Origin of the sequence: Litchfieldia alkalitelluris (assembly GCF_002153425.1) — a bacterium.
Classification (GTDB): Bacteria; Bacillota; Bacilli; order Bacillales; family Salisediminibacteriaceae; genus Evansella; species Evansella alkalicola.
The window spans coordinates 4,542,849-4,567,782 of the sequence record NZ_KZ119600.1 but is presented as its reverse complement, the minus strand read 5'-3'; the positions used below and the strand labels follow the sequence as shown (position 1 = coordinate 4,567,782).

Below are 24,934 nucleotides of genomic sequence, written 5' to 3'. Positions count from 1 at the left end.
CCCTCTATTTCTATTATATAAAATGACGTAACGTCACTATCAAGAGCCAAATAGAAAAATGAGGACTTTTTTAGAAATAGTTCCCGAAATCCTTGCCGCCATACAGCTCCGGGCACTATCGCAATCGCAAGGTTTTATCTGGTCTCAACACTCTCATGCTTTGGTCAATTTAACTAAAGCAAATTTAAATCCAAAAACGTTCTTTTCTTTAAAAGAAATACAAGCCCCATCAAAAAAAATACCGAGCGGTTTTTGCCCGGTATTTCTAATTATTAATTATTCACAAGTCATTATGGTGAAAGGTGTGTGTTCTAAGTTCTAAGCATACAAACTTAATCTAGAGGATAGGTCCAGAATCGTTCCCTAGTTAATCGCTGCTTCGTATAATCATCACCATTGTAGTACTGCTCTTTCATAGCTTCAATTGATCCTGCAGTTTGTGATTCATGTGCTTCAATAACCTTTAGTTTCTCTTCGGCAAATTCCTCTATATTAACTACTACGTCTGGTGCACCAATCACTTCCTCGCAGCCTTCTGAAAAAGCTATCGCATGTATAACTGGGCGCTTCCCCTTTTCCATGCGTTGTACTGCTTGAATAACAGCAGCTCCTGTTGCATCGTGATCTGGGTGAACAGCATATCCAGGATAAAAAGTGATAATCAACGATGGATTTGTTTCTTCAATTACACTGGAAATACGATCAATTAATAATTTCTGATCTGTAAACTCAACCATTTTATCTCTCAAACCAAATTTTCGCAAATCTTTGACTCCTAATAAGCGACATGCTTCTTCCAATTCTTGCTTGCGAATTTTAGGTAAAGTTTCCCGATTAGCAATGAGAGGTCTCCCCATATTTCTCCCCATTTCACCTAGAGTCAGGCATACATAAGTAACGGGAGTACCTGCTTTAGTATGGGATAAAATGGTCCCAGCGACGCCAAATGCTTCGTCATCTGGGTGTGGGAATACGACTAAAACATGACGTTCCATAAAAATACACTTCCTTTTTAAATACATGGCTTCTTAATTTGTGTAAGCTACCGTAAAAAAAATAATCATATGTTGGCGTGCAACTTTCTCTTTACTTTGGAAATGGAGTTTCGCTTAGTTGGAAAGCAATTGCTAGTTTCCCCTCGTGATTGTGACCAGCAAATAGGACGCGGTTTTCCTCATCGATTGTCCAATCAGTAAGGCCTTCTGCATATAAGTAGCCGTATTCTGTTTCAAGGCCAATCCTATATGGTCCATCTCCCTTAATACCACCATTTATATAGGTGAGTGGTACATTTCTAACAAAAGTACCTGCAGATAAAAATGCCTGATCGTGGTGGGAGGCATAAGCTCCGTTTGTTGTTTCTAGATGTATATACAATTTCTTGCCTTTTAACTTTGATAGTGTTTCCTGTGCAAAACTTGGGTCAATAGGTTTCAAACGTATTCACCTCCTGTTTGAAAAAATCAATAGTGCCGTTTTAACTCTTCTTTTAGTTTACGAGCAGCTTCTTTCATTCCGAAAATACCAGCTTTTTCTTCTGCTTGAGGGTTATAATTGGTATTCGTATTTACATCGTAAGTATACACTTTACCATCGCTGTCAGTAATGTTCTCGATTCCAGCAAAATAAATGCCTTCACCTTGTAAGAATTTTTCATATTTCTCAATCAATGGGCTTTCATAGTTTTCAATAATCTCAAACTTAGGTTTAGTGATTGAGTTATTTGAGCCATCAGTTGGGCAAAATTGCTCTCCTATTTCACATGCTTCAGCAGGACAGAGCTCAAAGCCTTCCGATGTATCAACTTGGACAGCATACATGAACTTTCCACCGATAAACTCACAACGTGTAATAGTTTGAGTTGGTGATGAAATATATTCTTGTAATAACATCACACCATCAATAGAAGGCTCAATTTTATTGGAGACAACCCATTCTTTTAAAGAAGTTTTAGAATCAAATTTATGGACCCCTAAACCTTTTCCAGCCCTGTTATGCTTTGTGATAAAGGGAGAAGGGAAACTCTCTGTAGCAATACATAAAGCTTCATTTCCCATTACGGCTGTTGTTTTAGGGACCAAGACGTCATAGCGTTTTAAAGCCTCGTATTGGGCAACTTTACTTAATTCTAATTGAAGGGCGTTTCTTCCATTAAGGACGCGTCTACCATGACCCTCTAACCAAGTTAAAGTAGCGTGGGTCAATTCTGGTGCATATCGATGCCCTCTTGTATGGGATGATGCACTCATTCTATTATAAAATATACCTTCAGGAGGCACTTCGTCTAATGGAACGACTCCTTGGTGTAAGTGCCAATCTTCAAAGGGAACTTGTAATTCGGCTAATGCATCTATAAGTGGTTTTGTCCATTCATCATTTTCATGGAGTATAAAAACCTTTGTCATGTTGACACCTCCGCTGATTAAATTATAAAAATAGTGTGTAAATAATATTGTAACAGGTTTAAGATTTCTTTTCCTGAATTTATAACCCAATTCAGTTGAGATATAATGGAAGTGTCTAGGCAAACACACATAAAAAAACAGGCATTATGTTGGAGGTGGCCTCCAAGAACGCCTGTTAGTAGTATTCTATCGTTCTAGTGCTTTGTTTAATGCTTCTATTATTCTAGCATTATCAAATGGTTTTACAATGAAATCAAGTGCACCATTTTGAATGGCTTCCACAACTTTTGCCTGCTGTCCCATCGCTGAACACATGAGCACTTTCGCATGGGGATTTAGTTTTTTAATTTCTTTTAATGCTTCTATTCCGTCCATTGTAGGCATGGTAATATCCATTGTAACAAGATCTGGCTTATGTTCACGGTATAGGTCAACTGCCTCTTGACCGTTTGCTGCTTCACCTACAACTTCGAAACCGGCATCTGTTACGATTCTTTTTAGAGTCATTCTCATGAAAGCAGCATCATCTGTAATTAGCAGTTTTGTCATACGAAAGCAGTCCTCCCTTGTAGCAGTATCCTTTCTATTAATATAGTACTTAAGATATATAATGTCAATTGATCTTATTATGAAAATAGGTCTATTATACTGTAGAGTTGTAAATGATTAACGGGTGTACACGAATGAGTAATGAACTTATTGACCGCCCGCAGAAAAAGAGAATGTGCAGAGACGATCACCAACACATGAGTAGTAGTTTCAAGTGGTTGACAAAAACAAAAGATAGGGGTGTTAAAGATGTCGTATACAGAAGAATTAGAAGCATTATTTTCCGCACATAAGGTTGAAGAAAATATTCCAACTATGAAGGCATACATGAAAAATCAGTTTGAATTTTTAGGAATTAAGACGCCAGAAAGAAATGCTTTGTTGAAGCAGTTTTTCAAAGAAACTAGTATTCTAGAAGAAAAGGTGTTACCTATAGCTTTTTTACAAGAAGTATGGAAAAAACCTGAAAGGGAATATCAATACGTAGTCCTTGGTATATTAGGACATCGTCCACAATGGCTTCATGCGAATGAAGTGCCCTTCTTAATTGACTTGATAGTTACTAAATCATGGTGGGATACGGTTGATACAATAGCAGGAGGAATTGTAGGAGAATTATTTTCCCGTGAGCCTCAGTTCATTGAACAATATATTCCAGATTGGGAACAACATGAAAATCTATGGTTGAGAAGGACTGCAATCCTATTTCAATTGAAGTATAAAGGAAATACAGATCAGGATTTATTGTTCCATGTCATCAAGGTAAATAAGGATCAGACTGACTTTTTTATCCGAAAAGGGATTGGTTGGGCACTAAGAGAATATAGTAAGACAAATCCCGCAGCTGTAGAAGCATTTATTTCAGAAAACGACGACTTGTCTCCCTTAAGTATTAGAGAAGGTCTGAAACATATTAAACGAGAAAGAGATAAGAAGAACTACTGACCGCAGTACAACATGTTATGAAAAATAAAGGTGGTACCATGACAATTAGTGAGATTAATACAGATTGGCAAAAGTATATTAATAGGGAATTCCAGAAGTCTTACTTTGTGGAGCTGAAGGAATTCTTAAACAAAGAGTATGAAGAAAAACTAGTTTTCCCAGCATATAAAAACATCTTTCATGCACTAAACTCAACATCGTATGAAGATACAAAAGTTGTAATCTTGGGGCAGGATCCATACCATGGAAAAGGACAAGCCCATGGTTTGAGTTTTTCTGTGCAACCTGGAGTTAAGATTCCCCCTTCCTTGCGCAATATCTATAAGGAACTACATAGTGACCTCGGATATGAAATACCGAGTCATGGCTATTTACAGAGCTGGGCGAATGAAGGTGTATTATTGTTGAATACAGTTTTGACAGTTCAGGAGGGGAAAGCTTACTCCCATCAGAAAAAAGGGTGGGAAGAGTTCACAGATGCAGTTATTCAGGAATTGAATAATCGATCTACCCCTGTCGTATTTATATTATGGGGGAGACACGCCCAAGGGAAAAAATCGTTTATTACTGGGGAACAGCACCACATTATTGAATCCCCACATCCAAGTCCCTTATCGGCCAATCGAGGTTTTTTTGGTAGCCGTCCCTTTTCAAAAACAAATAGTTTTCTAAGAAGTAGCGGTTTAAAAGAAGTGAATTGGGAGCTGCCAGTTAAATTGTAGGTTGTTCCAACAATAATTCTTTTCTGGGTAGGCAAAAAATATAGGAGGAATACATATGACTACATTAAATATTCATTCGACAGTGACGTTAAATAACGGCGTGAAAATGCCTTGGCTAGGTTTAGGCGTTTACAAAGCAGAAGATGGTAATGAGGTGAAAAATGCAATTAAAGTGGCACTTGAGGCGGGTTATCGCAGCATTGATACAGCATCTTTTTACCATAATGAAGCTGGTGTAGGAGAGGCTCTTCGTGAAACAGATGTGCCGAGGGAAGAAATTTTTGTTACTACTAAAGTGTGGAATGACGAACAAGGATATGAGGAAACATTAAAAGCATTTGAATCTAGCCGTACAAAACTAGGGTTAGATGTCATAGATTTATACTTAGTACATTGGCCAGTCACAGGAAAGTTTAAGGATACTTGGAGAGCGATGGAAAAACTTTACGATGAGGGGAAAGTCCGAGCTATTGGTGTGAGTAATTTTAATATTCATCATCTAGAATATCTTCTAAAGGATGCAAAGGTAAAGCCCGTAGTTAACCAAGTGGAGTTCCACCCACTTCTGACCCAAGAGGAACTACACGAGTTTTGCAAAAAGAATGATATTCAGTTAGAGGCTTGGAGTCCACTTACTAGAGGGCATATGTTCGATGACGAGAGATTAGTAAAATTGGCAGAAAAGTATGGGAAAACGCCAGCCCAAATCATATTACGTTGGGATCTTCAAAAGGAAGTTGTAACAATTCCAAAATCAGTAACACCAGCAAGAATTCAATCCAACACGGAGATTTTTGATTTTGAATTGTCTGAGGAAGATATGAATATCCTGGATAGCTGTAATGAACACAAACGGTTCGGTCCAGACCCAGATACATTTTAGTAGGATATGGAGGAGGAAATGGTATGGCAGACAAACCTGTAGTTGGTTTTATTGGAACAGGTGTGATGGGAAAAAGCATGGCTTCACATATTAAAAAGGGAGGACATGAGCTCCTCGTCTACAACCGGACAAAAGGTAAGGCGGAAGAGTTATTAAATCAAGGCGCTGTATGGTGTAATACGGTGGCTGAACTTGCGGAGAAGTCCGATGTCATTATTACGATTGTAGGATATCCACATGATGTGGAGGAAATTTATTTGGGTGAAGAGGGGATTCTTGCCCATGTTCGTCAAGGGGCGAATCTTATTGATATGACTACTTCCAATCCACAGCTTTCGAAAAAAATTTATGATGTGGCTAAGGATAAGGGAGTAGGGTGTCTAGATGCCCCAGTTTCGGGTGGTGATATTGGTGCTAAGGAAGCGAGGTTAGCCATCATGGTTGGTGGAGATGAGGATACATTTAAAGAGGTCTATCCAATTCTCTCACTGATGGGACAGAATATTCAACATCAAGGTCCAGCAGGGTCTGGTCAGTATACAAAAATGGCAAATCAAATCGCGATTGCGAGTACAATGATGGGGGTAGCCGAATCCCTAGCCTATGCGAAGAAAGCTGGCCTTGATCAGAAAAAGGTACTAGATAGTATCTCTACGGGGGCTGCAGGGAGCTTTTCCCTCAGTAATCTAGGTCCAAGGATGATTGATGGTAATTTTGAGCCAGGCTTCTATATTAAGCACTTCATTAAAGATATGAAAATAGCATTGGAATCAGCCGAAACAATGGGATTGCATACACCAGGCTTAGCCTTGGCGAAAAAACTATATGAGGAACTCACCGAAAAAGGTGAAGACGATTCAGGAACACATGCCATCTATAAATATTATATAAACCAATAATAGTTAGCTTTAGCTTTCCCTAGAGAGTTAAAGGTACCTAGAAAGAAAAGCTGTCCTAGAAGGTGATGAACTTTCAGGGACAGCTTTTTGTTATTTAACTAGACCAATAGCGTAGCTAGCCCTTAGACGGTAGCCCACAAAATGAGTAATTTGTCGTATTTTATAGAGATTTGTCGAATAAAATATAATATAATATGAAAAGAGAGAATTAGCTTAGTCCATTCAGAGCAAATAGTACATGATGAAGGAGTCCACAATGCAACATACGTTGAGATTCAAGCTGTTAGTCTTCTTTCTGTTAATAACTTTCATACCGATGATTATTGTGGGTATTATTGGCTATTACAATCAGAAGGAAGAACTGACGAACAGTGTAGAACAGATGCTCATGATGAACAGTGAGATAATGTCTGTAGAAATAGAAAAGTTCATTGAGGAAAGAATCACTAATACGAGATACCTTGCTCGCAATCCAATTTTAATGGACCAAGAGAGTGATACATGGGATATGAGGGTACAAATTCATCAATTTTTAGATGTCCATCAAATTTATCAAGGGGTCGTCTTTGCTGATGTTGATGGAAGGGTAGTTATCGATGGAGATGGACAAACAGTAGATAACGATATTAGTAATCGGGAGTGGTTTCAGCGAGCAGTGTCAGGAGAGCTTTATTTTTCTGATATATACATGTCTCCGTTACTTCGTTTTCCAGTCATCGTCATGGCTTCACCAGTTTATGATGAAGATAAAAATATCATTGGTGTAGTGTCACCCTACTTTAATATTGATGCACTTAACGAAACGATTGATAAATATACGCTTCAGCAGCGCGAGATTGTAGGGTCAGAAGGGTATGCATTTTTAATTAATAGGAGTGGAGAAATAATCTCTCACCCAAACGACGACTTTATTTTTCACAACAATTACTTTGTCGAATATGGATTATCTCCAATGACTTTAGCAGAAATGAGAGAGATGCCTGCTTTTATAGAAATACCTAATCTGGAAGAAGTACATGCATTTTCGAAAGTAAAGAATATGCCTGGTTTTCATAACGATTGGTATTTAGGAATAGCTATAGATCAGAACCAACTGTATTATCCATTGTCAAGACTGTTAAAGCAGTATGTATTCTTTATTGGTTTAGTTTTACTTCTGATTACAATTGCAGTATTTAAGCTAGCTAACTATTTAGTAAAGCCAATCCAACAACTTGTAGAAACTACAGCTGCATTCGCTTCTGGGAAAAAAATAGAGAAGGTTCCTCAAATAAATGCATATAAAGAAATGGATCAGCTAAATCAAACGTTTTACGAGATGACGAGAAAACTAGAGAAACGAGAACAAGATGACAAGAAATCTACTCTCATATTAGAGACAACGGATAATGGCGTGCTTGCTGTAAATAAGCTAGAAAAGCGTATTACACTGTTTAACAGGACTTGTGAACTTCTATTTGAAGAAGAGAAAGATACTGTTTTAGGAAAAACAATGGGAGAATTGTTGGAAATGTCGCCTAATTTTAGGTCTTTCGTAGAGGAGGCAACTCTTCTTCAACAGATTGAGGAAGTGGAAACTGAAAAGACGATTGAAATTGAATGTAACTGTAATGGTGGCAAAAAATACTTTTTAATAAGTATATCAACCTTACCGAGTTTAGAAGATGAGACAAGACACGACGAAATTTTATTAGTCTTTCATGATTTAACAGAAATTCGTCTTATGGAGAAAAAGTTAGTTCGTTCAGAAAAGTTGAAGATTGTTGGCCAGATTTCAGCTGGCCTCGCACACGAAATAAAAAATCCCCTTACAACCATTCGTGGTTTTGTTCAGCTTTTAGGAGAAAATAAGGAAAGTAAAAACATAAAACATTATGACCTTATTATTAAAGAAATTGACCGTGTAAATGGTATTATTAACGACTTATTGAATATAGCAAAACCTAAGGTCAATTCTGAGGAAAACACTTATGTAAATGTAAAAAACCTAATTAATGACATTCTTCTATTGACTGAAACACAGATGAAAAATAAGAATATACGTGTTTTCACTTCTATTGATGAAGAAATGCCATTAATTTTTACAAAGGAAAGTAAATTAAAGCAAGTATTAATCAATTTGGTCCAAAATGCAGAAGAAGCTTTAGGAGATGATGGTGGAAAACTTAGGATCCATGCCTCTTATCATTGGCCTATGGAGGATTTAATCATTACCATAACGGACACTGGCATAGGAATGGATCCACAGACAGTAGAGCAGCTAGGAATTCCCTTTTTTACAACAAAAAAAGACGGGACAGGTTTAGGGCTTACAACGAGTTTTCAAATCATTGAAGATATGGGTGGAACAATAACTGTTTCATCGGAAAAAGGTGAGGGGACGACTTTTGAAATTCGCTTACCAAATAAAAAACAAAAACGCTAAGATATACTGTTCTTGGCGTTTTTGTGATACCGTTATTCTTTTATTTTTCGTATTATTCATGATACATTGTAACTAATTACGGTTAGAGGGGTAGAGGTGATTGGCTTGAAAATAGCATTGGTAGCTGGTGCAACAGGCCTTGTGGGGCAACATCTAGTGAGCGAGTTGTTGGCTAAATACGATGTAGTTAAAATCGTTTCCCGAAGAAAAACAGATTTTCAAAATCAATCGAAAGTACAAGAGTACATCGTTGATTTTGATAAACTGGAAAAAGAAGGAGAACTGTTCAAGGACGTTGATGACGTTTTCGTATGTTTAGGTACTACAATGAAGAAAGCAAAAAGTAGGAAGCAGTTCGTGAAGGTTGACTATGTTTATCCACTAAAACTAGCCAATTTAGCCAAACTAATGGGTGTAAAAAAGTTTTTAATCGTTACTGCAATAGGAGCAGACCGAGAAGCTAAATTCTTCTATAGCCGTGTCAAAGGTAAGTTGGAAGAAGAACTTGTATCCATTGGATTACCCTCACTTCACATCTTCCGACCATCTCTATTAACAGGTAAACGCCAGGAATTCAGACTTGGAGAAAGTGTTAGTGAATGGGTTAGTAAACCCTTATCTTTTTTACTGGTAGGAGCTTATGAAAAATATCGTCCAGTCAAAGGTAAGTATGTCGCAATGACAATGTGTGCCATTGCTCAAGAAGAAAGTAGCGGTGTACATATTTACGAATCTGACAAAATTAGGCAATTAGGAAAAGCAATTATTCAAGAAAGTTATCATGAAACAATTCCTAAGGGGGAGATAGAATGACACAACAATATAACCAAGTTTGGGATTTAGATTCAATATTTCCAGGAGGAAGTACTTCCTCTGTATTTCAGCAGTTCTTAACTGACTTGGACAAAGAATTGAAGGAGTTTACAGGGGAACTGGAAAAAACGGAAGGAACGTCCATTCAGTTATGGGCTGATCGTGTTGAAAAAGCCCAGGAGATTGGAAAAAAGGTAAGGGAAGCAGGAGCCTTCATCAGCTGTTTGTCAGCGCAAAATGTAAAAGATGAAGAGGCAAAGCTTTTAGTCGGTCAAATTAAACAACTGTCATCTGTCTTCTCAACCATAATGACAACGATTGATGAAAAATTATTGTCCTTCTCTGAAGAGGAATGGAAACAGTTTATTGAATTAGAAAACATGAAGGCTATTATTTTTAACTTAAATGAACGCCGCAATCAAGCAAAGGAAAAATTAAGTGGTGATAAGGAAAAGTTAATTCAGGCACTTTCTGTGGATGGTTATCATGCATGGGGTGACTTCTACAATACGATCGTTGGACGTATGACTGTGCAAATGAAAGTAGGGGACGAAACGAAGGAGTACTCAGTTGGGCAAGCGATGAATAAACTTAATGATAAAAATCGTGATGTGCGACTGCATGCATTTGAGCAATATGAAAAAGCATGGGAAAAAGAATCAGAGCTATTTGCCAATACCCTCAATCATTTAGCCGGTTTTCGCTTAAAAACATACGAAGCCCGTGGTTGGGACGCGGTTCTAAAAGAGCCCTTACAAATTAATCGAATGAAACAAGAAACTCTTGATGTGATGTGGGATACAATTACAAAAAACAAGCCAGACTTTGTAGGATATATGGGGAGAAAGGCAAAGTTACTTGGATTAGATCAATTACATATGGTGGATATTGGAGCGCCTTTGTCTCAAAACGTAGAAGAAGTAAGTTACGACGATGCTGCAGAAATGATCGTTGAACAGTTTGGGCAATTTAGTCCAAAGATGACCGACTTTGCAAAAATGGCTTTTGAAAAGAGTTGGATTGAGGCTGAAAGTCGTTCTGGCAAGCGACCAGGAGGATTCTGCACGAGTTTTCCAATCAGTGAGGAATCAAGAATTTTCATGACATATGATGGCTCCGCTTCAAATGTTGCTACCCTTGCCCATGAGCTAGGCCACGCATATCATCAATATGTCATGAACGATTTACCTCAAATGGCACAGCGATATGCCATGAATGTAGCAGAAACAGCTTCTACCTTTGCTGAAGTAGTTGTTGCAGATGCAACAGTGAAAAATGCTAAAACAAAAGAAGCTAAAATTCAGTTGTTAGACGACAAACTAAATCGTAGTGTTGCTTTCTTTATGAATATCCATTCCCGTTTCCTTTTTGAAACGAGGTTTTATGAAGAGCGTAAAAAGGGGCTTGTTAGTGTTCAGCGCTTAAATCAAATCATGCTGGAAGCGCAGAAAGAAGCATATTGTGATTCTTTAAGTGAATACTCCCCTCATTTCTGGGCGTCAAAGCTACATTTCCATATCACAGGTGTGCCTTTCTATAACTTTCCGTATACGTTTGGATATCTGTTCAGCATGGGAATATACGCACAAGCTTCAGAGGGTGGAGAGGATTTCGAAGAACGCTATATTGCATTATTACGGGATACTGGACGTATGGAAGTGGAAGAATTAGCGAAAAAGCACTTGAATGTTGATATAACAAAACCTAAGTTTTGGCAAAAGGCAATTGACTTAATCAAGCAAGACCTTCAAGCCTTTATGGAGCTTACGGAAAATTAAACAGAGAAAATGCAGAAGGGAGGCGCGTCTGTGAATATCCCAGCAAGAATTGTGGTTGAAAAAATGGAGGCTGAACTAGAGAAACTTAAAGATTCACTCCTTCAAGAAGAGGCTGGTGGCACATCAACTTATAAGGAACAGGCTGCTGCCATCAAAACGTATTGTGAGTTACTGTTATCCTCTGATACGGAATCAACCTATAAGAGGAAGGAAGCGCCAGTTGTAAAACATGCTTCTGTGAATGATTTGGCAAAAAGTTCAGATGGGAATCAAAATGTAGGTAAATCTCGTAAGCAGCAAGACCGAATGAACATTTACGACCCAGATGAAGAACCAGAAAGCGATAGCCTGTTGGATTTTTAAATGTAAATCTCTATTAAAGAAGAATGTTGATAAAGAATCGCCATCAAAGTTCAACATAGATACCCAATCAATTTTAATTGCACCATGGTAGATGAAATTTATTATTTGGATATACTGTTGGAACAAACGGAAGTCTAGGAGACTCCTGTGGGAAGAGCGAGATCAGGGGAGACCCCACAGTAGCGAAGCAACGAGGAGGCTCCCGATCCGCCCACGGAAAGGGAGTAGACTGTAGTTTGTTTCCAACAAACCTATTTTAAGGGTAGCCAAATGTAATAGAAATCCCAAGCTCCCTTATGAAGAGAAGCTTGGGTTTTTCCATTCTACAATTACAGCGTAATCCAATGATTCTTCATCGTCTAAATAGTTAGGCATGATTTGGATTGGTATTAATCCTTGCTTTAACATAAACGATAATACTAAGTCATGGAGTTCTCCAGCTTGTACTTTTTCCACATACTTCTCCACAGACATTTGTTTTGCAAATTCATGGAAATTTGGAATGCGGCATCCTGCAATAAATCGCTGAAGACCTAAATCCATCACGGTTTGTTTTCTAGCCTGATATAGTGCTTGCGCAATTCCTTTTCCCCTATAGCTTGGACGCACGCATAAATCTATTCCGTATAAACTATCCCCGTTTGGCTGATGACTACCCTTAATATAGCCATTATCTGCAACTTCTTCCCAAGTGTGAGGAGTGCCGTCGTAGTATGTAAGAAGGGACGTTGCGGACCCCACAGGGACTCCATCAACCTCTGCTAATAGAGCACCTTCAGGGAATGTAGTCACATGTGCTTTGATTTGCTCTACATTCCACCAAAGTTCCTCTGGAAAAGGTGGAGGAAATGCTTCCTTTTGTATGATCAACAGTTTTTCAAAGTCCTCAACAGTATACTGCCGTACATTTACTTTATTTTTATTCAATCATGACACTCCTTTCAAACATTTTTTCAAGCCACCCGCAGAAAGGGAAATATCTGTAGCAAAAATTATCAATAAATTTTAATGTAGTTTAATTATATGTGAGTGTTATTTTCATCACAAATGAAATACATTGTTTTTTTATTGTAGGAAAAAATAAGGGGAAAGGAGGGTTACTCTATGTACAATAATACGCAAGCAGGGATACCTGGTGTATTACCAATGTTTCTTGTTAATAACGCATATGACGGAGATGCAAATGTGAAGTTAAACGAAGATAGCTATGACCTTTACGTGAATGATGATTACATCGGTAAACATACTTTTCTAGTTCAACAGGAAGATGCCTCTGCTATTTCAGATTTCCTACACCAACAAGGTTTTGGTCATGTTAATATGGAAGTCACAGGGGATCATATCATTGTTCATTCAGCTGATAATGCAGATACGGAGCGGATAGAAAAGGCACTTTCTGTTTTCTTAAAAAACAGGTAGAGGTCTTCTTAGGTGGTTGATTTTCGTTAGGGTGTCATAATTTTAAAAAGCATACAAATATAAGAGAGGATGTCCCAAAAGTATAAAATTTGGTGGCATCCTCTTCTTTTTGGAGTAGAATTTAGAGTAGATGACAAAGCAGATGTGAAAAACTTACCTTAAAGAGTCATTCATGAGGAAAAATATTCAAATGTTGATGATGCACGATTTTTTGTACTCCATAAAAAGTATGATATTCTTTGTTCAGAGTATATCGATATCATTTGTGCAAAGGAGAATACATAATGAAATTATTCCTAATGTTAGGCAGTATCTCTTCATTTTTATTTGTGGCTTTAGGGGCGTTCGGCGCACATGCACTAAAACCTCGTTTGGAGGCGGGGGGATATTTGGCGACGTATGAGACTGCTGTGCAGTACCATATGATACATTCATTAGCTATCATTGCAGTAGCAATTTTAATGAATTTCATGGGATCGACTGGACTTTTGCAAGGTGCCGGATGGGCTTTTTTCATTGGTATCATTATATTTTCGGGAAGTCTTTACGTACTAAGTATGACTGGAATATCCATTTTAGGTGCGATTACGCCTATTGGTGGTGTAGCCTTTTTAGTAGGCTGGGTACTTGTCTTTTTAGCAGCACTAAATCATTAGAAAAGAAATACTCATTAGAATATTAGTCATAAGAAAGTAGAGGGAGGCTGTTCCAAAAGTTTCAAACTTTGGAACAACCTCCTCTAGTTTTGTGGCCAATGACCAAGTCACTTCATCTTTTCTTATTATCTTGGTGAGAAAGTATCAAGCTCTGCCTGTTCTCCACCAAAGGCAGCATCGTACTTCAATTCTTCATCAAAAGTTACATAGTCGAGATTAACCATAAGTAATAAGTACCTCTTACCTGTCTGTGGATCACTTATAATGATATGATCTCGCCCCGCAGCCTCAATAACTCCTTTGAAAACTTTTGCATTCCAACGCTCATTGTATTCAAACGTCATATAGAATGTTCCAACCTTACCTCGGTTTAAACGGAGAATGTTCTCAATATAAGATTGTTCAATTGGTAGCTGACCTGGTGCTTGCGCAATTTGAGCTTGCTGTGCTTGTAAATACTGTTGATAATATCCAGGAGGGGCTGGCATTTGTTGACCAGGTAATCCACCCGCCTGCGCTCCTGTTCCTGGATAAGCATATCCTGGATAGCCTTGTTGTCCTTGCTGTGGATACATATAATCACTCCTTTAAATAGATTTATCTTCAAAAAAATGGTTGCTAATAGGTCGAGTAAACAGAAGGACATTCAGATTGTAAAGGTGAAAAGAAGCAGTGTAATTTGTAGCGGCCAGTATTCCATTGTCCAAACCATTGGGCAGGGCATGCTCCTTCAGGCCTGAAAAACCAAAGTGAAAACTCTGCTGGGTGATGCCGCTCCCCTTGGATTAACTTTCTGGCCAGTCGTTTATCTTTTTCACGTGCATGCTGATAAAAATAGCTTTTCTGAACGGCTTCAAAGCCACCAGGAGACTGAAACACCATTCTTTCTACATCATTAATATCTGTAAAATCCAAACAGTCTGCACGAACTCGGTTAACCATTACGTTACCAGCTTTCAGCATTCCTAATTCTCCTTCCCCTTCAGCTTCAGCACGCATGAGCCGGGCAAGGAGGGCAATATCATTTTCCCTAGCTTTTATGACAGCCAATAAAACACCCCCTTTGAAGTAATATGAAGTTGTAAATAGGTGTTTAATGAAATTCAATACTGTCATTTGTCAACTTCCATTACTCTCTACAACCACTATTGTATTTGTATGATTTGGTAATTAAGCCTATGACAAAGGACAAGTTGAATGATACAAATCTTTTTTAGCACCGCTTTACATTGGGTTGAGGCACACCTTTAGCCCACAATAAATACATATGCTAATACCTAGAAGATGGTGATGCATTTTTGGGTAAAAAAAGAAGACCTCACCAAGATATGTTGGTGACGCCTTCGAAAGACATATTTATCTTCTTTTAATTAAATATGCAAAAACGATTTAACTTTATCTTCTTCAAGTAATGTACCAACAAAGAATGAACCAAATTCACCATAGCGGGCACTTACTTCGTCAAAACGCATTTCGTAAACGAGCTTTTTGAATTGTAGTACATCATGTGCAAAAAGAGTAACTCCCCATTCCCAATCATCAAAACCTACAGAACCAGAAATAATTTGACGCACTTTTCCTGCATACTGTCTACCTATCATTCCATGACTTCTCATGAGAGTACGACGCTCTTCCATTGGGAGCATGTACCAGTTATCGTTTCCATCACGTCGCTTGTCCATTGGATAAAAACAGACATATTGCCATTTTGGTAGAATTGGTTTTAAACGTGCTTGAATTTCAGGATCCTCATTAGGATCTTTATCAGCAGGTAAATAGTTACTTAACTCTACTACTGACACGTAAGAGTATGCAGGAATTGTGTATTCTGCAAAACGTGTTTTATTAAAAGCATTTTCAAGCTCATTAAGCTCGTCCATTGTAGGTCTAAGTAGCATGATCATAAAATCAGCTTTTTGTCCTACGATACTGTACAATGCATGACTACCTTCAAACTTAGTTTGCGTTTCATTCCAATTTTCCAACAGGTTCAAAAATTCACCCATTATTTGTTCCCGTTCCTCAGAATCAAGCTTGCGCCATTCTGCCCAATTGATGGTACGGAAATCATGTAAACAAAACCAACCCTCTAGTGTTTTTGCCGGTTCACTCATTAATTGATCCTCCATTTCTAGCTTTCATTTATGTGACTATATCATGTGAAATACTTAATATAGTTTGCTTCTACTTCATATTATACTAGGTCGTATTCGAAAAACCAAAAACTTGGCTCTATAAAGGGTTGTTTTATGATATATGGAAGAGTAGGTTGAGAATTTGCTGTGAAATTCTAGCTATTGGTGGCGAGTTATTTCATGGGGAAGTGCATCATTGGTTTAAGGTTTATTGAATGACAGTGGGTTTAATTTCCCTTTAAGAAGGAGTACGCGCTGCTTCGGTAAAATAAATCGAGTTTAATTTCCCTTTAAGAAGGAGGAAGTGCTGCTTCGGTAAATTAAACCAAGTTAATTACACTTTCTTTGTAGAGCAAGAAGCCCGATTTAAGCTTTCTTCACTAGCAAATTAAAAACTTCAGCCCCCCACATGCTAGAGGGAGGCTGAAGTTTTTCCTGAGAAAGGAAGTTCTTGTAGCTAAAAACAGGGCGAAAAAGTCACCACTTGAAACCAAAAGCAGCACGTGAGTTTTTCAATCAAACCCTATCTCTTGATAAACTTTGAAACGGCCATAAAGTGTGCTTTTGACTTGCCTGCCTGTCGTTGACCTTCCACTTCAAGCTCCAGGACTTGATCGAGAGGGAGGTGGCAGCCAGCTTTCATGTTCTTTTTCATCCAGGCGAATGCTGGTGCTGGTGCCTGCTTCAGTGATTCTACCAATGGATTCGGATCACCAATCCTGTGAATTAAACCAACTTCAAGTGCTTCCTTTGCAGATAAGGGACCTCCTAATGCAATTTCCATCGCCTTAGAGAGACCGACAAGTCTCGGGAGGAAGTAGGATGCACCAGCGTCAGGAGTCAGCCCAATTCCAAAGAAGCTCAATGCGAGTTTTGCATCATCAGAAGCAACTCGATAATCGCATGCTAAAGCAATACTTAATCCAGCTCCTACAGCCGTTCCGTTCAAATGGGCCACGACTGGCTTTTCAATAGAATCTATCAAAAGAATCAACTTATTGTAAGTATCTCGCAAGTACTCTCCATGATCAAAGCTTTCCATTTCATCTATAGGAATGCTCTTAATATCTGCTCCGCTAGAAAAAGAGTTTTCCTGTCCCGTCAGTAAAATGACTTTCACGTCATCTGCCTTTCTAGCTCGATCAAATGCATCGTACAGATCCCGATGCATCTCTTTATTGATAGCGTTTTTTACGTGTGGACGATTCAATCTAATAACAGCGACGCCATCATTTTCTTCATACAAAACTGTGTTTTTATTAGATTCGGACATTGTAATCAGCTCCTCAAAAAATTAAATTGTTCTTCCTACAATCGTGCCATCGTAGATAGCCTTTTTAGCATCAAGGCCCATGGCATGTTTAGCGCCGCCAATTACAGTAACGGATTTCCCTTCCCCTTCAAGATGTGAAGCTAGGTCGTTGTTTACTAGCTGGCCAGCTGCAAGAATGACAGTGTCTCCAGTAACGCGCTGTTCCTTTCCATCATGTTGGAAGACAACTGTTTTTCCATCATCTGTAATTTCCTTATAGCTTTCAATTCGACCGATCATCTGCACTTTTTGCTGGCGTAGCTCCATTAACGTTGCCCAACGAGTCGTCTTACCAATTCCTTTTGCGAACGATTTACTGCGTTGTAGCAAGGTGACGTCCACATTCCTTTCTTTTAAAAACAAGGCTAAGTCACATGCAATACCACCGCCACCAATAATAATAACGTTCGAACCGACTTCAACTTTTCCATCGAAAACATCACGGTACGATACAATAGCTTTGTTTTCTACACCAGGAATTTCTGGTATTCGAGGAGTGATACCTGTTGCCATAATAATTTCATCTGCTTTTTCAAAAAGTGGGTCTGACTCTTGCATTGTATGATTTAACAATATTTGGACCCCTAAGCGCTCCAACTGGACTTTGTAATATCTTAATGTTTCGTAAAACTCTTGTTTTCCAGGAATTCGCTTAGAATAATTTAGCTGTCCACCAATCTCACCTTTCCCGTCTACCAAAGTTACTTGATGACCCCGTTCAGCAGCTACTCGACTTGCTTCAAGTCCTGCGGGGCCTGCACCAATAACGAGGACATTTTTTGGTTTTGCAGCAGGAATAAGCTTTAGTTCCGTTTCCCTACCAGCTTCCGGATTCACAAGGCAAGAGGCGGGCAAACCTTCAAATACATGGTCGAGACAGGCTTGGTTACAGGCAATACACGTATTGATCTCTTCAAAACGATTGTCTTTTGCCTTTGTTAAAATTTCAGGGTCTGCCAAAAATGGTCTAGCCATGGAAATGAGATCAGCATCACCTTTATCAAGTACTTTTTCCGCGTCTCTTGGATCATTGATTCGATTACTTGCTACTACTGGAATGGATACGTGTTTTTTAATAGTAGCTGGAATCTGAACAAAATGAAGGCGTGGCACCTTCATTGAAATAGTAGGTACGCGAGATTCATGCCATCCAATTCCAATGTTAAGGACATCAGCCCCTGCTTCTTCAAGGATTTTAGCCCATTCAATGGTTTCAGCTTCTGTTGTACTGTTTTCTATAAGGTCTAGTCCTGACATGCGGAAAATAATTGGAAAATCATTTCCTATCTGCTTCCGCACTTCTTCTACGATTCTTATGGAAAACTTGATACGGTTTTCAAAGCTCCCTCCCCAATCGTCCGTCCGCTTATTTGTTACAGGGGAAACGAATTGATTTATTAAATAACCCTCAGAACCCATTATTTCAACGGCGTCAAACCCAGCTTCTTTTGCGCGTCTTGCTCCATGAGCGAATGCTTGAATTGTTCGTTCAATATCTTCTTCTGTCATTTCCCGTGGCTGGTCAGGGTTGATTGGTGATTGTATCGCAGATGGCGCGACAGGATCCTTTCCTGTTAATGCTTTATATGCATAACGGCCTGCATGAAAAAGCTGGAGTGCGATTTTACCCCCTTCTTGATGAACCCCAGACGTAAGGGGCTTCCAACGGTTCACATCTTCATCATTGTAAATTGTCATGAAGTCATTACCACCGCTACCTTCAGCCGTTACAGCAGCTCCACCTGTAACGATTAAGCCCACTTCATTTTTTGCCCGAAGCTTGTAAAACTCAATTAACTTTTCATCTCCATTTTCCGTTCCTTCCAGTCCAACGTGCATGGAACCCATCAATACTCGATTTCTTAACGTCATTGATTGAATGGTTATTGGTTGAAATAAAGCACTACTCATTTTTTACCCCCTAAATAAAACTGACTGAATATTCATTCATTATACAAAATCAGTAGTATAGAAGCAATGAAAACGCTTAAAATAAGATGAGCGAAAATGCGTAATGAATGTTTGTGAAAATGTGTACATTTCTGAAAATTTAAACTTTATCCACAGAGCCTGTGAATAATTTATTTTTTGCTCAATAAAGAGTATGCTTACTATATAGAGATAGACCTAGAGGTATTAAAGGAGGTAATTCTGTGAGTGATATGTTTGTAGCCATCGCAGAAAAAGTAAAGAGTGGGTACCCATCGATTGTGTTTCCAGAGGGTACAGATGAAAGAATTTTAGAAGCAACTGTTCGGTTGAAAAAAGAAGGGATTTTAAATCCAATCTTAGTTGGAAATCTTGATGAAGTAAATAATAAAGCAAAAGAGCTTAACTTAGATACTTCTGATTTAGATATTTATGATCCAGAAACTTACGAACAATTCGAGGAACTAGTAGATGCTTTTGTGGAGCGAAGAAAAGGAAAAGCTTCCCCTGAAGATGCAAGAAAGATATTGAAAACACCAAACTATTTCGGCACAATGCTAGTTTACTTAAATAAAGCAGCGGGTCTAGTTAGTGGTGCCGCTCACTCGACTGGTGACACAGTTCGTCCAGCGTTACAAATTATCAAAACGAAAGAAGGGGTAAGAAAAACTTCTGGTGTATTCGTGATGGTAAAGGGTGACGAGCGCTATATATTTGGAGACTGTGCAATTAATATTGCCCCTGACAGCAATGATTTAGCGGAAACTGCAGTAGAAGCTGCGAAAACAGCTAGAGTATTTGATATTGACCCTAAGGTTGCTATGCTTAGCTTTTCTACAAAAGGCTCTGCAGTTAGTCCGGAGACAGAGAAGGTAGTAGAAGCTACAAGGATTGCGAAAGAGCTTGCTCCTGAGCTTGTATTAGATGGAGAATTCCAATTTGACGCTGCGTTTGTACCTGCAGTGGCAAAAAAGAAAGCACCTGACTCCCCACTAAATGGGGAAGCAAATGTATTTGTATTCCCAAGCTTAGAAGCAGGTAATATTGGTTATAAAATCGCCCAACGTCTTGGTAACTATGAAGCGATTGGTCCAATTCTTCAAGGCTTAAACCAACCAGTAAACGATCTTTCCCGTGGTTGTAATGCGGAAGATGTATACAAGCTTGCATTAATCACAGCTATGCAAGGGTTGGCTGACTAAATTAAATATCAGGCGCTGGAGCTAGCCTAGCGAGGCATGAAAAGTAAAAGTGTGTCTTGCCCATTTCACCTTACAACCGAGGTGAAATGGGCTTTTTTTATAGGTAAGAAGGATTTGTAAGATTCTTTGAACTATTGTATGTCTAGCTTCAACGCAGGCTTGCTATGGGACTCTATGCTTGTAATCATAGGCACTTGTGCAACTCTTATGAACGATGATCATGGGCTAGTGCTTTTTTATTAGATAAACTTGGCTTATCGCTAAGTCCATGTACCCCTTTCCTTACCTGTGAAATAAAATAAGCGGAGAATTTCCGTTTAAAATTATAATTTATCTTATTTCGTGGGGAATAAGGGGAATTTTTACGCCTATGCAAAGGAAAGTTCCTCTTTTTAAATAGATTCGAGTGGGTAAGCGGAATTTCTCCGTCTATTTAGACTATTTTTCGCGCTATTTCATAATTAAGGGGAAATTCTCCGGTTAAAATATATAAGGAGATAAGAATATGTAAGATTCTTTGCATTCATGTATGTCTAGCTTCATCCCTTGCTTGCTACGGGGCACGGCACTTGTACTACTCCTCCTGTTTTAAACAACCAACATTTACATCTCATTTTCTCCCAAAGAAGCCCCAATACTAATAAATGTTCTTCAGAATTTCGTAGATATAGGGTTTCATAATTAGGGCGAGGAGGTGTTTCCATGTACGGTAAATTGTCTCACATAATTCCATTAATCATTATTTCTCTAGCGTTAGTGCAATGCGAGGCTGACAACCAAGCGCTCCATGTAGAAAACTTTGGAGAAAGAGCAGGGACAGAATTACAGAAAGAGAAATATCTCGATTCTCAAGATTTTGTTTATTTTAAAGAGAAGGAGGCTGAGCTTGAAACGAGGGAAGGCAACGTAAATAATGAAGAGGGAAATAATGAAGAGGAAAAAATCGTTTACCTTACCTTTGATGATGGACCGTCAGTACATACAAGAGAGATTCTTGACATTTTAGATGCATACAATGCTCATGCTACATTTTTTGTGAACGGGAGAGAGTCTGGGGAAGCTGTGCAGATGTATGAAGCCATTATCAACGAGGGGCATGTACTAGGAAATCATACTTATACCCATGAATATGACAAAATTTACTCAGACGTTGAAGAGTTTAAAGCAGACGTTCTTCAGTTGGAAAATTATATTAAGGAAATTACAGGGGAGAGAACAAATTTTTTTAGATTCCCTGGAGGGTCTAATTCATCTATGGCTAAAAAGTATGGTGGGGAACAGATTCTACATGAAGCAAGGGCTGCTTTAAGCGATCTAGGGTATGTGTTTTTTGACTGGGATGTGGATTCAGGTGATTCTACAAGTAATGAGCTCGACGCAATAGTTATTGCAAACCAAACTCTTGAACAAGTAAAAGGAAGAAAAAAGGCAATTGCTTTATTTCATGATGGGATAAATAAACAAGCCACTGTGGAGGCATTACCAATCATTTTAAGTGAATTAAAGTCTTGGGGATATACGTTTAAAACTTTATCAGAAACTTCACCAAGAAGGGAGTTTCACTTATAGGTTTTAAACAAAGAGTCTGGGACAAGAGTGTTTAGTGATGTCCCAGCCTTTTTCTTAGCAATATTGGATGTTATGCGTTCTTGCGATAACTTTAAAGATTATCTTTTATTTATATTTTTCATATTCTTAGCTAAGGGGATACTCATTTTTAAAAATAAAAAAGGTCAGGATTAGACCTAACCTATTAACCTCTATCAAAAGAATGAAAATCTTCATTCATGGCCTCTTCAATTACTTTTTTCTCATCATTAGTCGGTTCAACTTCTTCAAATTGTTCTTCATATTTTGTCAAGGTTTCAAGAATTTCTTTTACCTTTTCTAAATTTCTTTCTGAAATATTGTCAATGATTTTGTATAGTTCTTCTCTTCTTACAGCCATAAGAATTCCTCCCATACGACTATTTCTTATAATCATAATAACATATTATAGAAGTAGGTTCTGCTAGCTAAAACCATATAAAGCTTAAAAATAGGAACGTTCCTGACTTGCCCATGGACAGTCATTACTTTTTAGCTATTGCTATCCGTTCCATAAATACAGCATTTCAATACCTAAACAATTCAGATCAGAAGGCTGCTTCCCAAAAGCCAAACCATAGGGGTTAATATAACTAGTAAGAATAGTCCAGTGAACATATACTTTATGTATTGTTTTCTATTTACGCCTTCTCTTAATTCCCATAACCCTAATGTTATTAAATATAGCCCAACCAAAACTGTAATGATTGGAAATAAAATAACTAAACCTCCCATTTTGACACCTCCACTTTTTCAAATCTCCGCATTACTTCAATATCTTCTTTACTCTATTTTAATGTTACCACTAGTCCCGTTTTATTTGGTATAAATATGTAAAAAAATGTCTCTGCTTATTACAGAAACGCACTGCGTCACTTTAAGTGAATATCTAATAGGGACTGTCTGACTTGCCTAAGTATATTCAACTAACACCCGATAGTTTAAGTGCATTTTTTTACAAACTACATTCCTTACAAATATCCAAGCTAAAAAAACTATCGATGATTTCCAACTGAAATTACTTATTAGTTCTTTCCAAAGGCAATGTTTTTGAAAATAATTATTTATACAAGGTACTTACACTTCCGTTTTTATTGCCAATTATAATAGTATCAGCCATATTAACAAAAAGACCATTCTCAACTACACCTGGAATCATATTTAATGTATTTTTCAGTCCGTTAGCATCTTGTATTTTCCCAAAATAGCAATCCAATATATAGTTACCATTATCAGTGATAAAAGGGGCATTATTATCCATTCGTAATTTAGGTTTGGAGCCCAATTCACTTACCTGTTTTAAAGTTAATTCCCAACCAAATTGTATAATCTCAACGGGTAACGGAAATTCACCTAAATCAGTAACCATTTTAGTATCATCAATAACTGTAATGAAACGTCTGGAAATAGAAGCAACCATTTTTTCTCGTAATAAAGCTCCACCTCCACCCTTTATCAGTTCAAAATTCCTATTGGCTTCATCAGCACCATCTATTGTTAAATCTAATTGATTTATCGAAGACAGACTAACTAATGGAATCCCTAAATTAATAGCAAGCTTTTCAGTGTTTGTAGAAGTAGGGACCCCCTTAATATTTAGTCCTTTTTTAACTAAATCTCCAAGTTTTAAAATTGACCAATAGACTGTGGAGCCAGTTCCAAGACCTAAAAGCATTCCGTCTTTGACATGTTCAACAGCTTTCTCACCAGCAAGCTGTTTAGCATTCATATATGTAACCCTCCTAACATACTATTCCTTTATATCCGAAAAAGAATTTTTTGTTTTATGCCTAATAATAAATCCAATTACAGCTCCCATAAAAGCTCCTGTAGTATTTAAAATCACATCATCTATATTTGATGTTCTTCCACTGTTAAGTAGGAATTGTAAAATTTCAATTGTTATGGAGAACGCCATACCTAACAAGGTAGTTTTTAATATTACTTTGGAGGTCGATTTTAATACCAAAGCCAAAATTATGCCAAATGGGATGAATAAAATAATATTAAAACCTAACAATCTAATAGGTACTGTGTAATGAACAGGGTTAAGTAAAACATCTAAAATACTTCCAAATGGAACTATTTGAAGTGTTCTACCCTCCGTAAATGGTCTTGGAAAGAGAGTTACCATCATTACTCCAATTATCGAAAGGGCAAAAAGGATATATAACACTGAAAATAATAATGCAGTTTTCTGCTCAGTTTCCTTTTTTAAAGCTCTTCTATAAAAAAACCACCCAATTAGTATTACGATAGGAATAATAACCAGAAATAATGGTATCACACCACTAAAGGCTCTCCATAGTTGCTCCATTTCCGTATCCTCTTTTCTACATTTAGTGTGAAATTCTTAAAACTATTCACCTTACTATTTTAACATATTTATCCAGTTGATAAGCGCAAAAAAATAAGCTGCAATAATGCAACTCGAATTAGTTCTAATAGTTCCGTTAGTTCAATAAGAAGACTAGAATTGATGCAAATAATACAAATAAAAAAGCAACTATGCTGATCCAACCCGTTACTTTTCGTTCTTTCCGAAATTCTTCTAATCCAATTATTAACACCATTAAACTTAAGAAAAACATCATATACGATTGGAACTCAAAATTCTTAGTAATCAATCCATATCCTGCGAAGAAAGCAGCGATTACCGCAAAAATCACTTTTAAAACAACTAACAATTTTAAACACCTCTTTATAGACTTATTGAAGGAAAGCCACCAGTTTGTTTTCGCAATCTAAGTCTCATTACTAATTATACTATAAAATTTCCCATCCGCCTTCCAAAATAAGCGGAATTATGAACCCAGCAAAAACGAACTATTTAGTTGTATTTTTACTATCCTTTTTAGGCTGAAAAACGAGACAAATTCACTATTTGAAATGTCTCGATTTACTATATAATT

27 protein-coding genes are annotated in these 24,934 nt (G+C 37.8%); 12 read left to right on the top strand and 15 right to left on the bottom strand.

What is annotated here, in order from left to right:
* Positions 1-332: 332 nt before the first annotated feature.
* The 4 genes from bshB2 to BW724_RS21605 all read right to left on the bottom strand — a co-directional run bounded on the left by bshB2 (position 333) and on the right by BW724_RS21605 (position 2,954).
* Entirely contained in the window at positions 333-995 is a 663-nt protein-coding gene (bshB2, locus tag BW724_RS21620) for a bacillithiol biosynthesis deacetylase BshB2 (RefSeq protein ID WP_088077138.1), read from the bottom strand.
* A 91-nt stretch (positions 996-1,086) separates the two neighbouring features.
* Positions 1,087-1,437, bottom strand: a complete 351-nt coding sequence (locus BW724_RS21615) for a YojF family protein (protein ID WP_088077137.1) — start codon at positions 1,435-1,437, stop codon at positions 1,087-1,089.
* A 26-nt stretch (positions 1,438-1,463) separates the two neighbouring features.
* The gene (locus BW724_RS21610; protein WP_088077136.1) at positions 1,464-2,405 is read right to left on the bottom strand and encodes an ATP-grasp domain-containing protein; all 942 of its coding nucleotides are present in this window, start codon (positions 2,403-2,405) and stop codon (positions 1,464-1,466) included.
* 186 nt (positions 2,406-2,591) lie between these two features.
* Positions 2,592-2,954 carry a response regulator gene (locus BW724_RS21605; RefSeq protein ID WP_088077135.1) on the bottom strand — a complete coding sequence of 121 codons (363 nt, stop codon included), beginning with the start codon at positions 2,952-2,954 and terminating at the stop codon, positions 2,592-2,594.
* Positions 2,955-3,203: 249 nt separating this feature from the next.
* Between BW724_RS21605 and BW724_RS21600 the strand changes: the two genes are divergently transcribed.
* The 8 genes from BW724_RS21600 (at position 3,204) to BW724_RS21565 (ending at position 11,782) form a co-directional block, all read left to right on the top strand.
* Positions 3,204-3,899 (top strand): DNA alkylation repair protein, encoded by a 696-nt coding sequence (locus BW724_RS21600; protein ID WP_088077134.1) that lies wholly within the window; start codon positions 3,204-3,206, stop codon positions 3,897-3,899.
* Positions 3,900-3,937: 38 nt separating this feature from the next.
* Positions 3,938-4,621 carry a uracil-DNA glycosylase gene (locus BW724_RS21595; protein ID WP_088077133.1) on the top strand — a complete coding sequence of 228 codons (684 nt, stop codon included), beginning with the start codon at positions 3,938-3,940 and terminating at the stop codon, positions 4,619-4,621.
* 55 nt (positions 4,622-4,676) lie between these two features.
* Positions 4,677-5,504: an aldo/keto reductase gene (locus BW724_RS21590; protein ID WP_088077132.1), complete on the top strand. Its 828-nt coding sequence runs from the start codon at positions 4,677-4,679 to the stop codon at positions 5,502-5,504.
* A gap of 23 nt (positions 5,505-5,527) precedes the next feature.
* A complete protein-coding gene (locus tag BW724_RS21585) occupies positions 5,528-6,403 on the top strand; it encodes an NAD(P)-dependent oxidoreductase (RefSeq protein ID WP_088077131.1) in 876 nt (291 codons plus the stop codon).
* A gap of 256 nt (positions 6,404-6,659) precedes the next feature.
* On the top strand, positions 6,660-8,828 hold the full coding sequence (locus BW724_RS21580) for a PAS domain-containing sensor histidine kinase (protein ID WP_176371525.1): 2,169 nt from the start codon (positions 6,660-6,662) through the stop codon (positions 8,826-8,828).
* 96 nt (positions 8,829-8,924) lie between these two features.
* Positions 8,925-9,641 carry an oxidoreductase gene (locus tag BW724_RS21575; protein ID WP_328588734.1) on the top strand — a complete coding sequence of 239 codons (717 nt, stop codon included), beginning with the start codon at positions 8,925-8,927 and terminating at the stop codon, positions 9,639-9,641.
* A complete protein-coding gene (locus BW724_RS21570) occupies positions 9,638-11,419 on the top strand; it encodes a M3 family oligoendopeptidase (protein WP_088077129.1) in 1,782 nt (593 codons plus the stop codon). Before BW724_RS21575 ends, BW724_RS21570 begins: the two co-directional genes overlap by 4 nt.
* A gap of 30 nt (positions 11,420-11,449) precedes the next feature.
* On the top strand, positions 11,450-11,782 hold the full coding sequence (locus tag BW724_RS21565; RefSeq protein WP_088077128.1) for a YwdI family protein: 333 nt from the start codon (positions 11,450-11,452) through the stop codon (positions 11,780-11,782).
* Between the two features lie 294 nt (positions 11,783-12,076).
* Here BW724_RS21565 and BW724_RS21560 read toward each other — a convergent pair whose 3' ends face one another.
* Positions 12,077-12,709: a GNAT family N-acetyltransferase gene (locus BW724_RS21560; protein ID WP_088077127.1), complete on the bottom strand. Its 633-nt coding sequence runs from the start codon at positions 12,707-12,709 to the stop codon at positions 12,077-12,079.
* A gap of 177 nt (positions 12,710-12,886) precedes the next feature.
* Between BW724_RS21560 and BW724_RS21555 the strand changes: the two genes are divergently transcribed.
* Together BW724_RS21555 and BW724_RS21550 are read left to right on the top strand one after the other, a co-directional pair.
* Complete coding sequence (locus tag BW724_RS21555) at positions 12,887-13,201, top strand: hypothetical protein (protein WP_088077126.1); 315 nt, start codon at positions 12,887-12,889, stop codon at positions 13,199-13,201.
* A 284-nt stretch (positions 13,202-13,485) separates the two neighbouring features.
* A complete protein-coding gene (locus BW724_RS21550) occupies positions 13,486-13,857 on the top strand; it encodes a DUF423 domain-containing protein (protein WP_176371524.1) in 372 nt (123 codons plus the stop codon).
* A gap of 125 nt (positions 13,858-13,982) precedes the next feature.
* Here BW724_RS21550 and gerQ read toward each other — a convergent pair whose 3' ends face one another.
* The 5 genes from gerQ to BW724_RS21525 all read right to left on the bottom strand — a co-directional run bounded on the left by gerQ (position 13,983) and on the right by BW724_RS21525 (position 19,215).
* Complete coding sequence (gerQ, locus tag BW724_RS21545; RefSeq protein WP_088077125.1) at positions 13,983-14,432, bottom strand: spore coat protein GerQ; 450 nt, start codon at positions 14,430-14,432, stop codon at positions 13,983-13,985.
* Between the two features lie 43 nt (positions 14,433-14,475).
* On the bottom strand, positions 14,476-14,907 hold the full coding sequence (locus BW724_RS21540) for a cell wall hydrolase (RefSeq protein ID WP_088077124.1): 432 nt from the start codon (positions 14,905-14,907) through the stop codon (positions 14,476-14,478).
* Between the two features lie 320 nt (positions 14,908-15,227).
* Positions 15,228-15,971: a hydrogen peroxide-dependent heme synthase gene (hemQ, locus tag BW724_RS21535; protein WP_088077123.1), complete on the bottom strand. Its 744-nt coding sequence runs from the start codon at positions 15,969-15,971 to the stop codon at positions 15,228-15,230.
* A 544-nt stretch (positions 15,972-16,515) separates the two neighbouring features.
* On the bottom strand, positions 16,516-17,265 hold the full coding sequence (locus BW724_RS21530) for an enoyl-CoA hydratase/isomerase family protein (RefSeq protein ID WP_088077122.1): 750 nt from the start codon (positions 17,263-17,265) through the stop codon (positions 16,516-16,518).
* Positions 17,266-17,286: 21 nt separating this feature from the next.
* Entirely contained in the window at positions 17,287-19,215 is a 1,929-nt protein-coding gene (locus BW724_RS21525) for an oxidoreductase (RefSeq protein WP_088077121.1), read from the bottom strand.
* A gap of 242 nt (positions 19,216-19,457) precedes the next feature.
* Here BW724_RS21525 and pta point away from each other — a divergent pair, with 242 nt between their 5' ends.
* The gene (gene pta, locus BW724_RS21520) at positions 19,458-20,435 is read left to right on the top strand and encodes a phosphate acetyltransferase (protein ID WP_088077120.1); all 978 of its coding nucleotides are present in this window, start codon (positions 19,458-19,460) and stop codon (positions 20,433-20,435) included.
* Between the two features lie 702 nt (positions 20,436-21,137).
* Entirely contained in the window at positions 21,138-22,004 is an 867-nt protein-coding gene (locus BW724_RS21515; protein ID WP_088077119.1) for a polysaccharide deacetylase family protein, read from the top strand.
* 184 nt (positions 22,005-22,188) lie between these two features.
* On the opposite strand, the gene BW724_RS21510 is transcribed toward BW724_RS21515, so the two are convergent.
* The 5 genes from BW724_RS21510 to BW724_RS21490 all read right to left on the bottom strand — a co-directional run bounded on the left by BW724_RS21510 (position 22,189) and on the right by BW724_RS21490 (position 24,709).
* Complete coding sequence (locus BW724_RS21510) at positions 22,189-22,383, bottom strand: hypothetical protein (RefSeq protein ID WP_088077118.1); 195 nt, start codon at positions 22,381-22,383, stop codon at positions 22,189-22,191.
* A 182-nt stretch (positions 22,384-22,565) separates the two neighbouring features.
* Positions 22,566-22,757, bottom strand: coding sequence for a hypothetical protein (locus BW724_RS21505; RefSeq protein WP_088077117.1), 192 nt, complete (start codon positions 22,755-22,757; stop codon positions 22,566-22,568).
* Positions 22,758-23,082: 325 nt separating this feature from the next.
* The gene (gene rpiA / locus BW724_RS21500) at positions 23,083-23,751 is read right to left on the bottom strand and encodes a ribose-5-phosphate isomerase RpiA (protein WP_088077116.1); all 669 of its coding nucleotides are present in this window, start codon (positions 23,749-23,751) and stop codon (positions 23,083-23,085) included.
* 21 nt (positions 23,752-23,772) lie between these two features.
* The gene (locus BW724_RS21495; protein WP_088077115.1) at positions 23,773-24,339 is read right to left on the bottom strand and encodes a VanZ family protein; all 567 of its coding nucleotides are present in this window, start codon (positions 24,337-24,339) and stop codon (positions 23,773-23,775) included.
* 136 nt (positions 24,340-24,475) lie between these two features.
* Positions 24,476-24,709 (bottom strand): YczI family protein, encoded by a 234-nt coding sequence (locus BW724_RS21490; RefSeq protein ID WP_088077114.1) that lies wholly within the window; start codon positions 24,707-24,709, stop codon positions 24,476-24,478.
* Positions 24,710-24,934: the final 225 nt, after the last annotated feature.

Excerpts from the sequence above, each read along its gene's own strand:
- BW724_RS21530 (WP_088077122.1), bottom strand. The coding sequence starts at position 17,265 with ATGTCCGAATCTAATAAAAACACAGTTTTGTATGAAGAAAATGATGGC.
- BW724_RS21505 (WP_088077117.1), bottom strand. The coding sequence starts at position 22,757 with ATGGGAGGTTTAGTTATTTTATTTCCAATCATTACAGTTTTGGTTGGG.
- BW724_RS21595 (WP_088077133.1), top strand. The coding sequence starts at position 3,938 with ATGACAATTAGTGAGATTAATACAGATTGGCAAAAGTATATTAATAGG.
- bshB2 (WP_088077138.1), bottom strand. The coding sequence starts at position 995 with ATGGAACGTCATGTTTTAGTCGTATTCCCACACCCAGATGACGAAGCA.
- BW724_RS21495 (WP_088077115.1), bottom strand. The coding sequence starts at position 24,339 with ATGGAGCAACTATGGAGAGCCTTTAGTGGTGTGATACCATTATTTCTG.
- BW724_RS21510 (WP_088077118.1), bottom strand. The coding sequence starts at position 22,383 with ATGGCTGTAAGAAGAGAAGAACTATACAAAATCATTGACAATATTTCA.
- BW724_RS21580 (WP_176371525.1), top strand. The coding sequence starts at position 6,660 with ATGCAACATACGTTGAGATTCAAGCTGTTAGTCTTCTTTCTGTTAATA.
- BW724_RS21570 (WP_088077129.1), top strand. The coding sequence starts at position 9,638 with ATGACACAACAATATAACCAAGTTTGGGATTTAGATTCAATATTTCCA.
- hemQ (WP_088077123.1), bottom strand. The coding sequence starts at position 15,971 with ATGAGTGAACCGGCAAAAACACTAGAGGGTTGGTTTTGTTTACATGAT.
- BW724_RS21600 (WP_088077134.1), top strand. The coding sequence starts at position 3,204 with ATGTCGTATACAGAAGAATTAGAAGCATTATTTTCCGCACATAAGGTT.
- BW724_RS21585 (WP_088077131.1), top strand. The coding sequence starts at position 5,528 with ATGGCAGACAAACCTGTAGTTGGTTTTATTGGAACAGGTGTGATGGGA.
- BW724_RS21555 (WP_088077126.1), top strand. The coding sequence starts at position 12,887 with ATGTACAATAATACGCAAGCAGGGATACCTGGTGTATTACCAATGTTT.
- BW724_RS21590 (WP_088077132.1), top strand. The coding sequence starts at position 4,677 with ATGACTACATTAAATATTCATTCGACAGTGACGTTAAATAACGGCGTG.
- gerQ (WP_088077125.1), bottom strand. The coding sequence starts at position 14,432 with ATGTATCCACAGCAAGGACAACAAGGCTATCCAGGATATGCTTATCCA.
- BW724_RS21610 (WP_088077136.1), bottom strand. The coding sequence starts at position 2,405 with ATGACAAAGGTTTTTATACTCCATGAAAATGATGAATGGACAAAACCA.
- BW724_RS21525 (WP_088077121.1), bottom strand. The coding sequence starts at position 19,215 with ATGAGTAGTGCTTTATTTCAACCAATAACCATTCAATCAATGACGTTA.
- rpiA (WP_088077116.1), bottom strand. The coding sequence starts at position 23,751 with ATGAATGCTAAACAGCTTGCTGGTGAGAAAGCTGTTGAACATGTCAAA.
- BW724_RS21515 (WP_088077119.1), top strand. The coding sequence starts at position 21,138 with ATGTACGGTAAATTGTCTCACATAATTCCATTAATCATTATTTCTCTA.
- BW724_RS21605 (WP_088077135.1), bottom strand. The coding sequence starts at position 2,954 with ATGACAAAACTGCTAATTACAGATGATGCTGCTTTCATGAGAATGACT.
- BW724_RS21550 (WP_176371524.1), top strand. The coding sequence starts at position 13,486 with ATGAAATTATTCCTAATGTTAGGCAGTATCTCTTCATTTTTATTTGTG.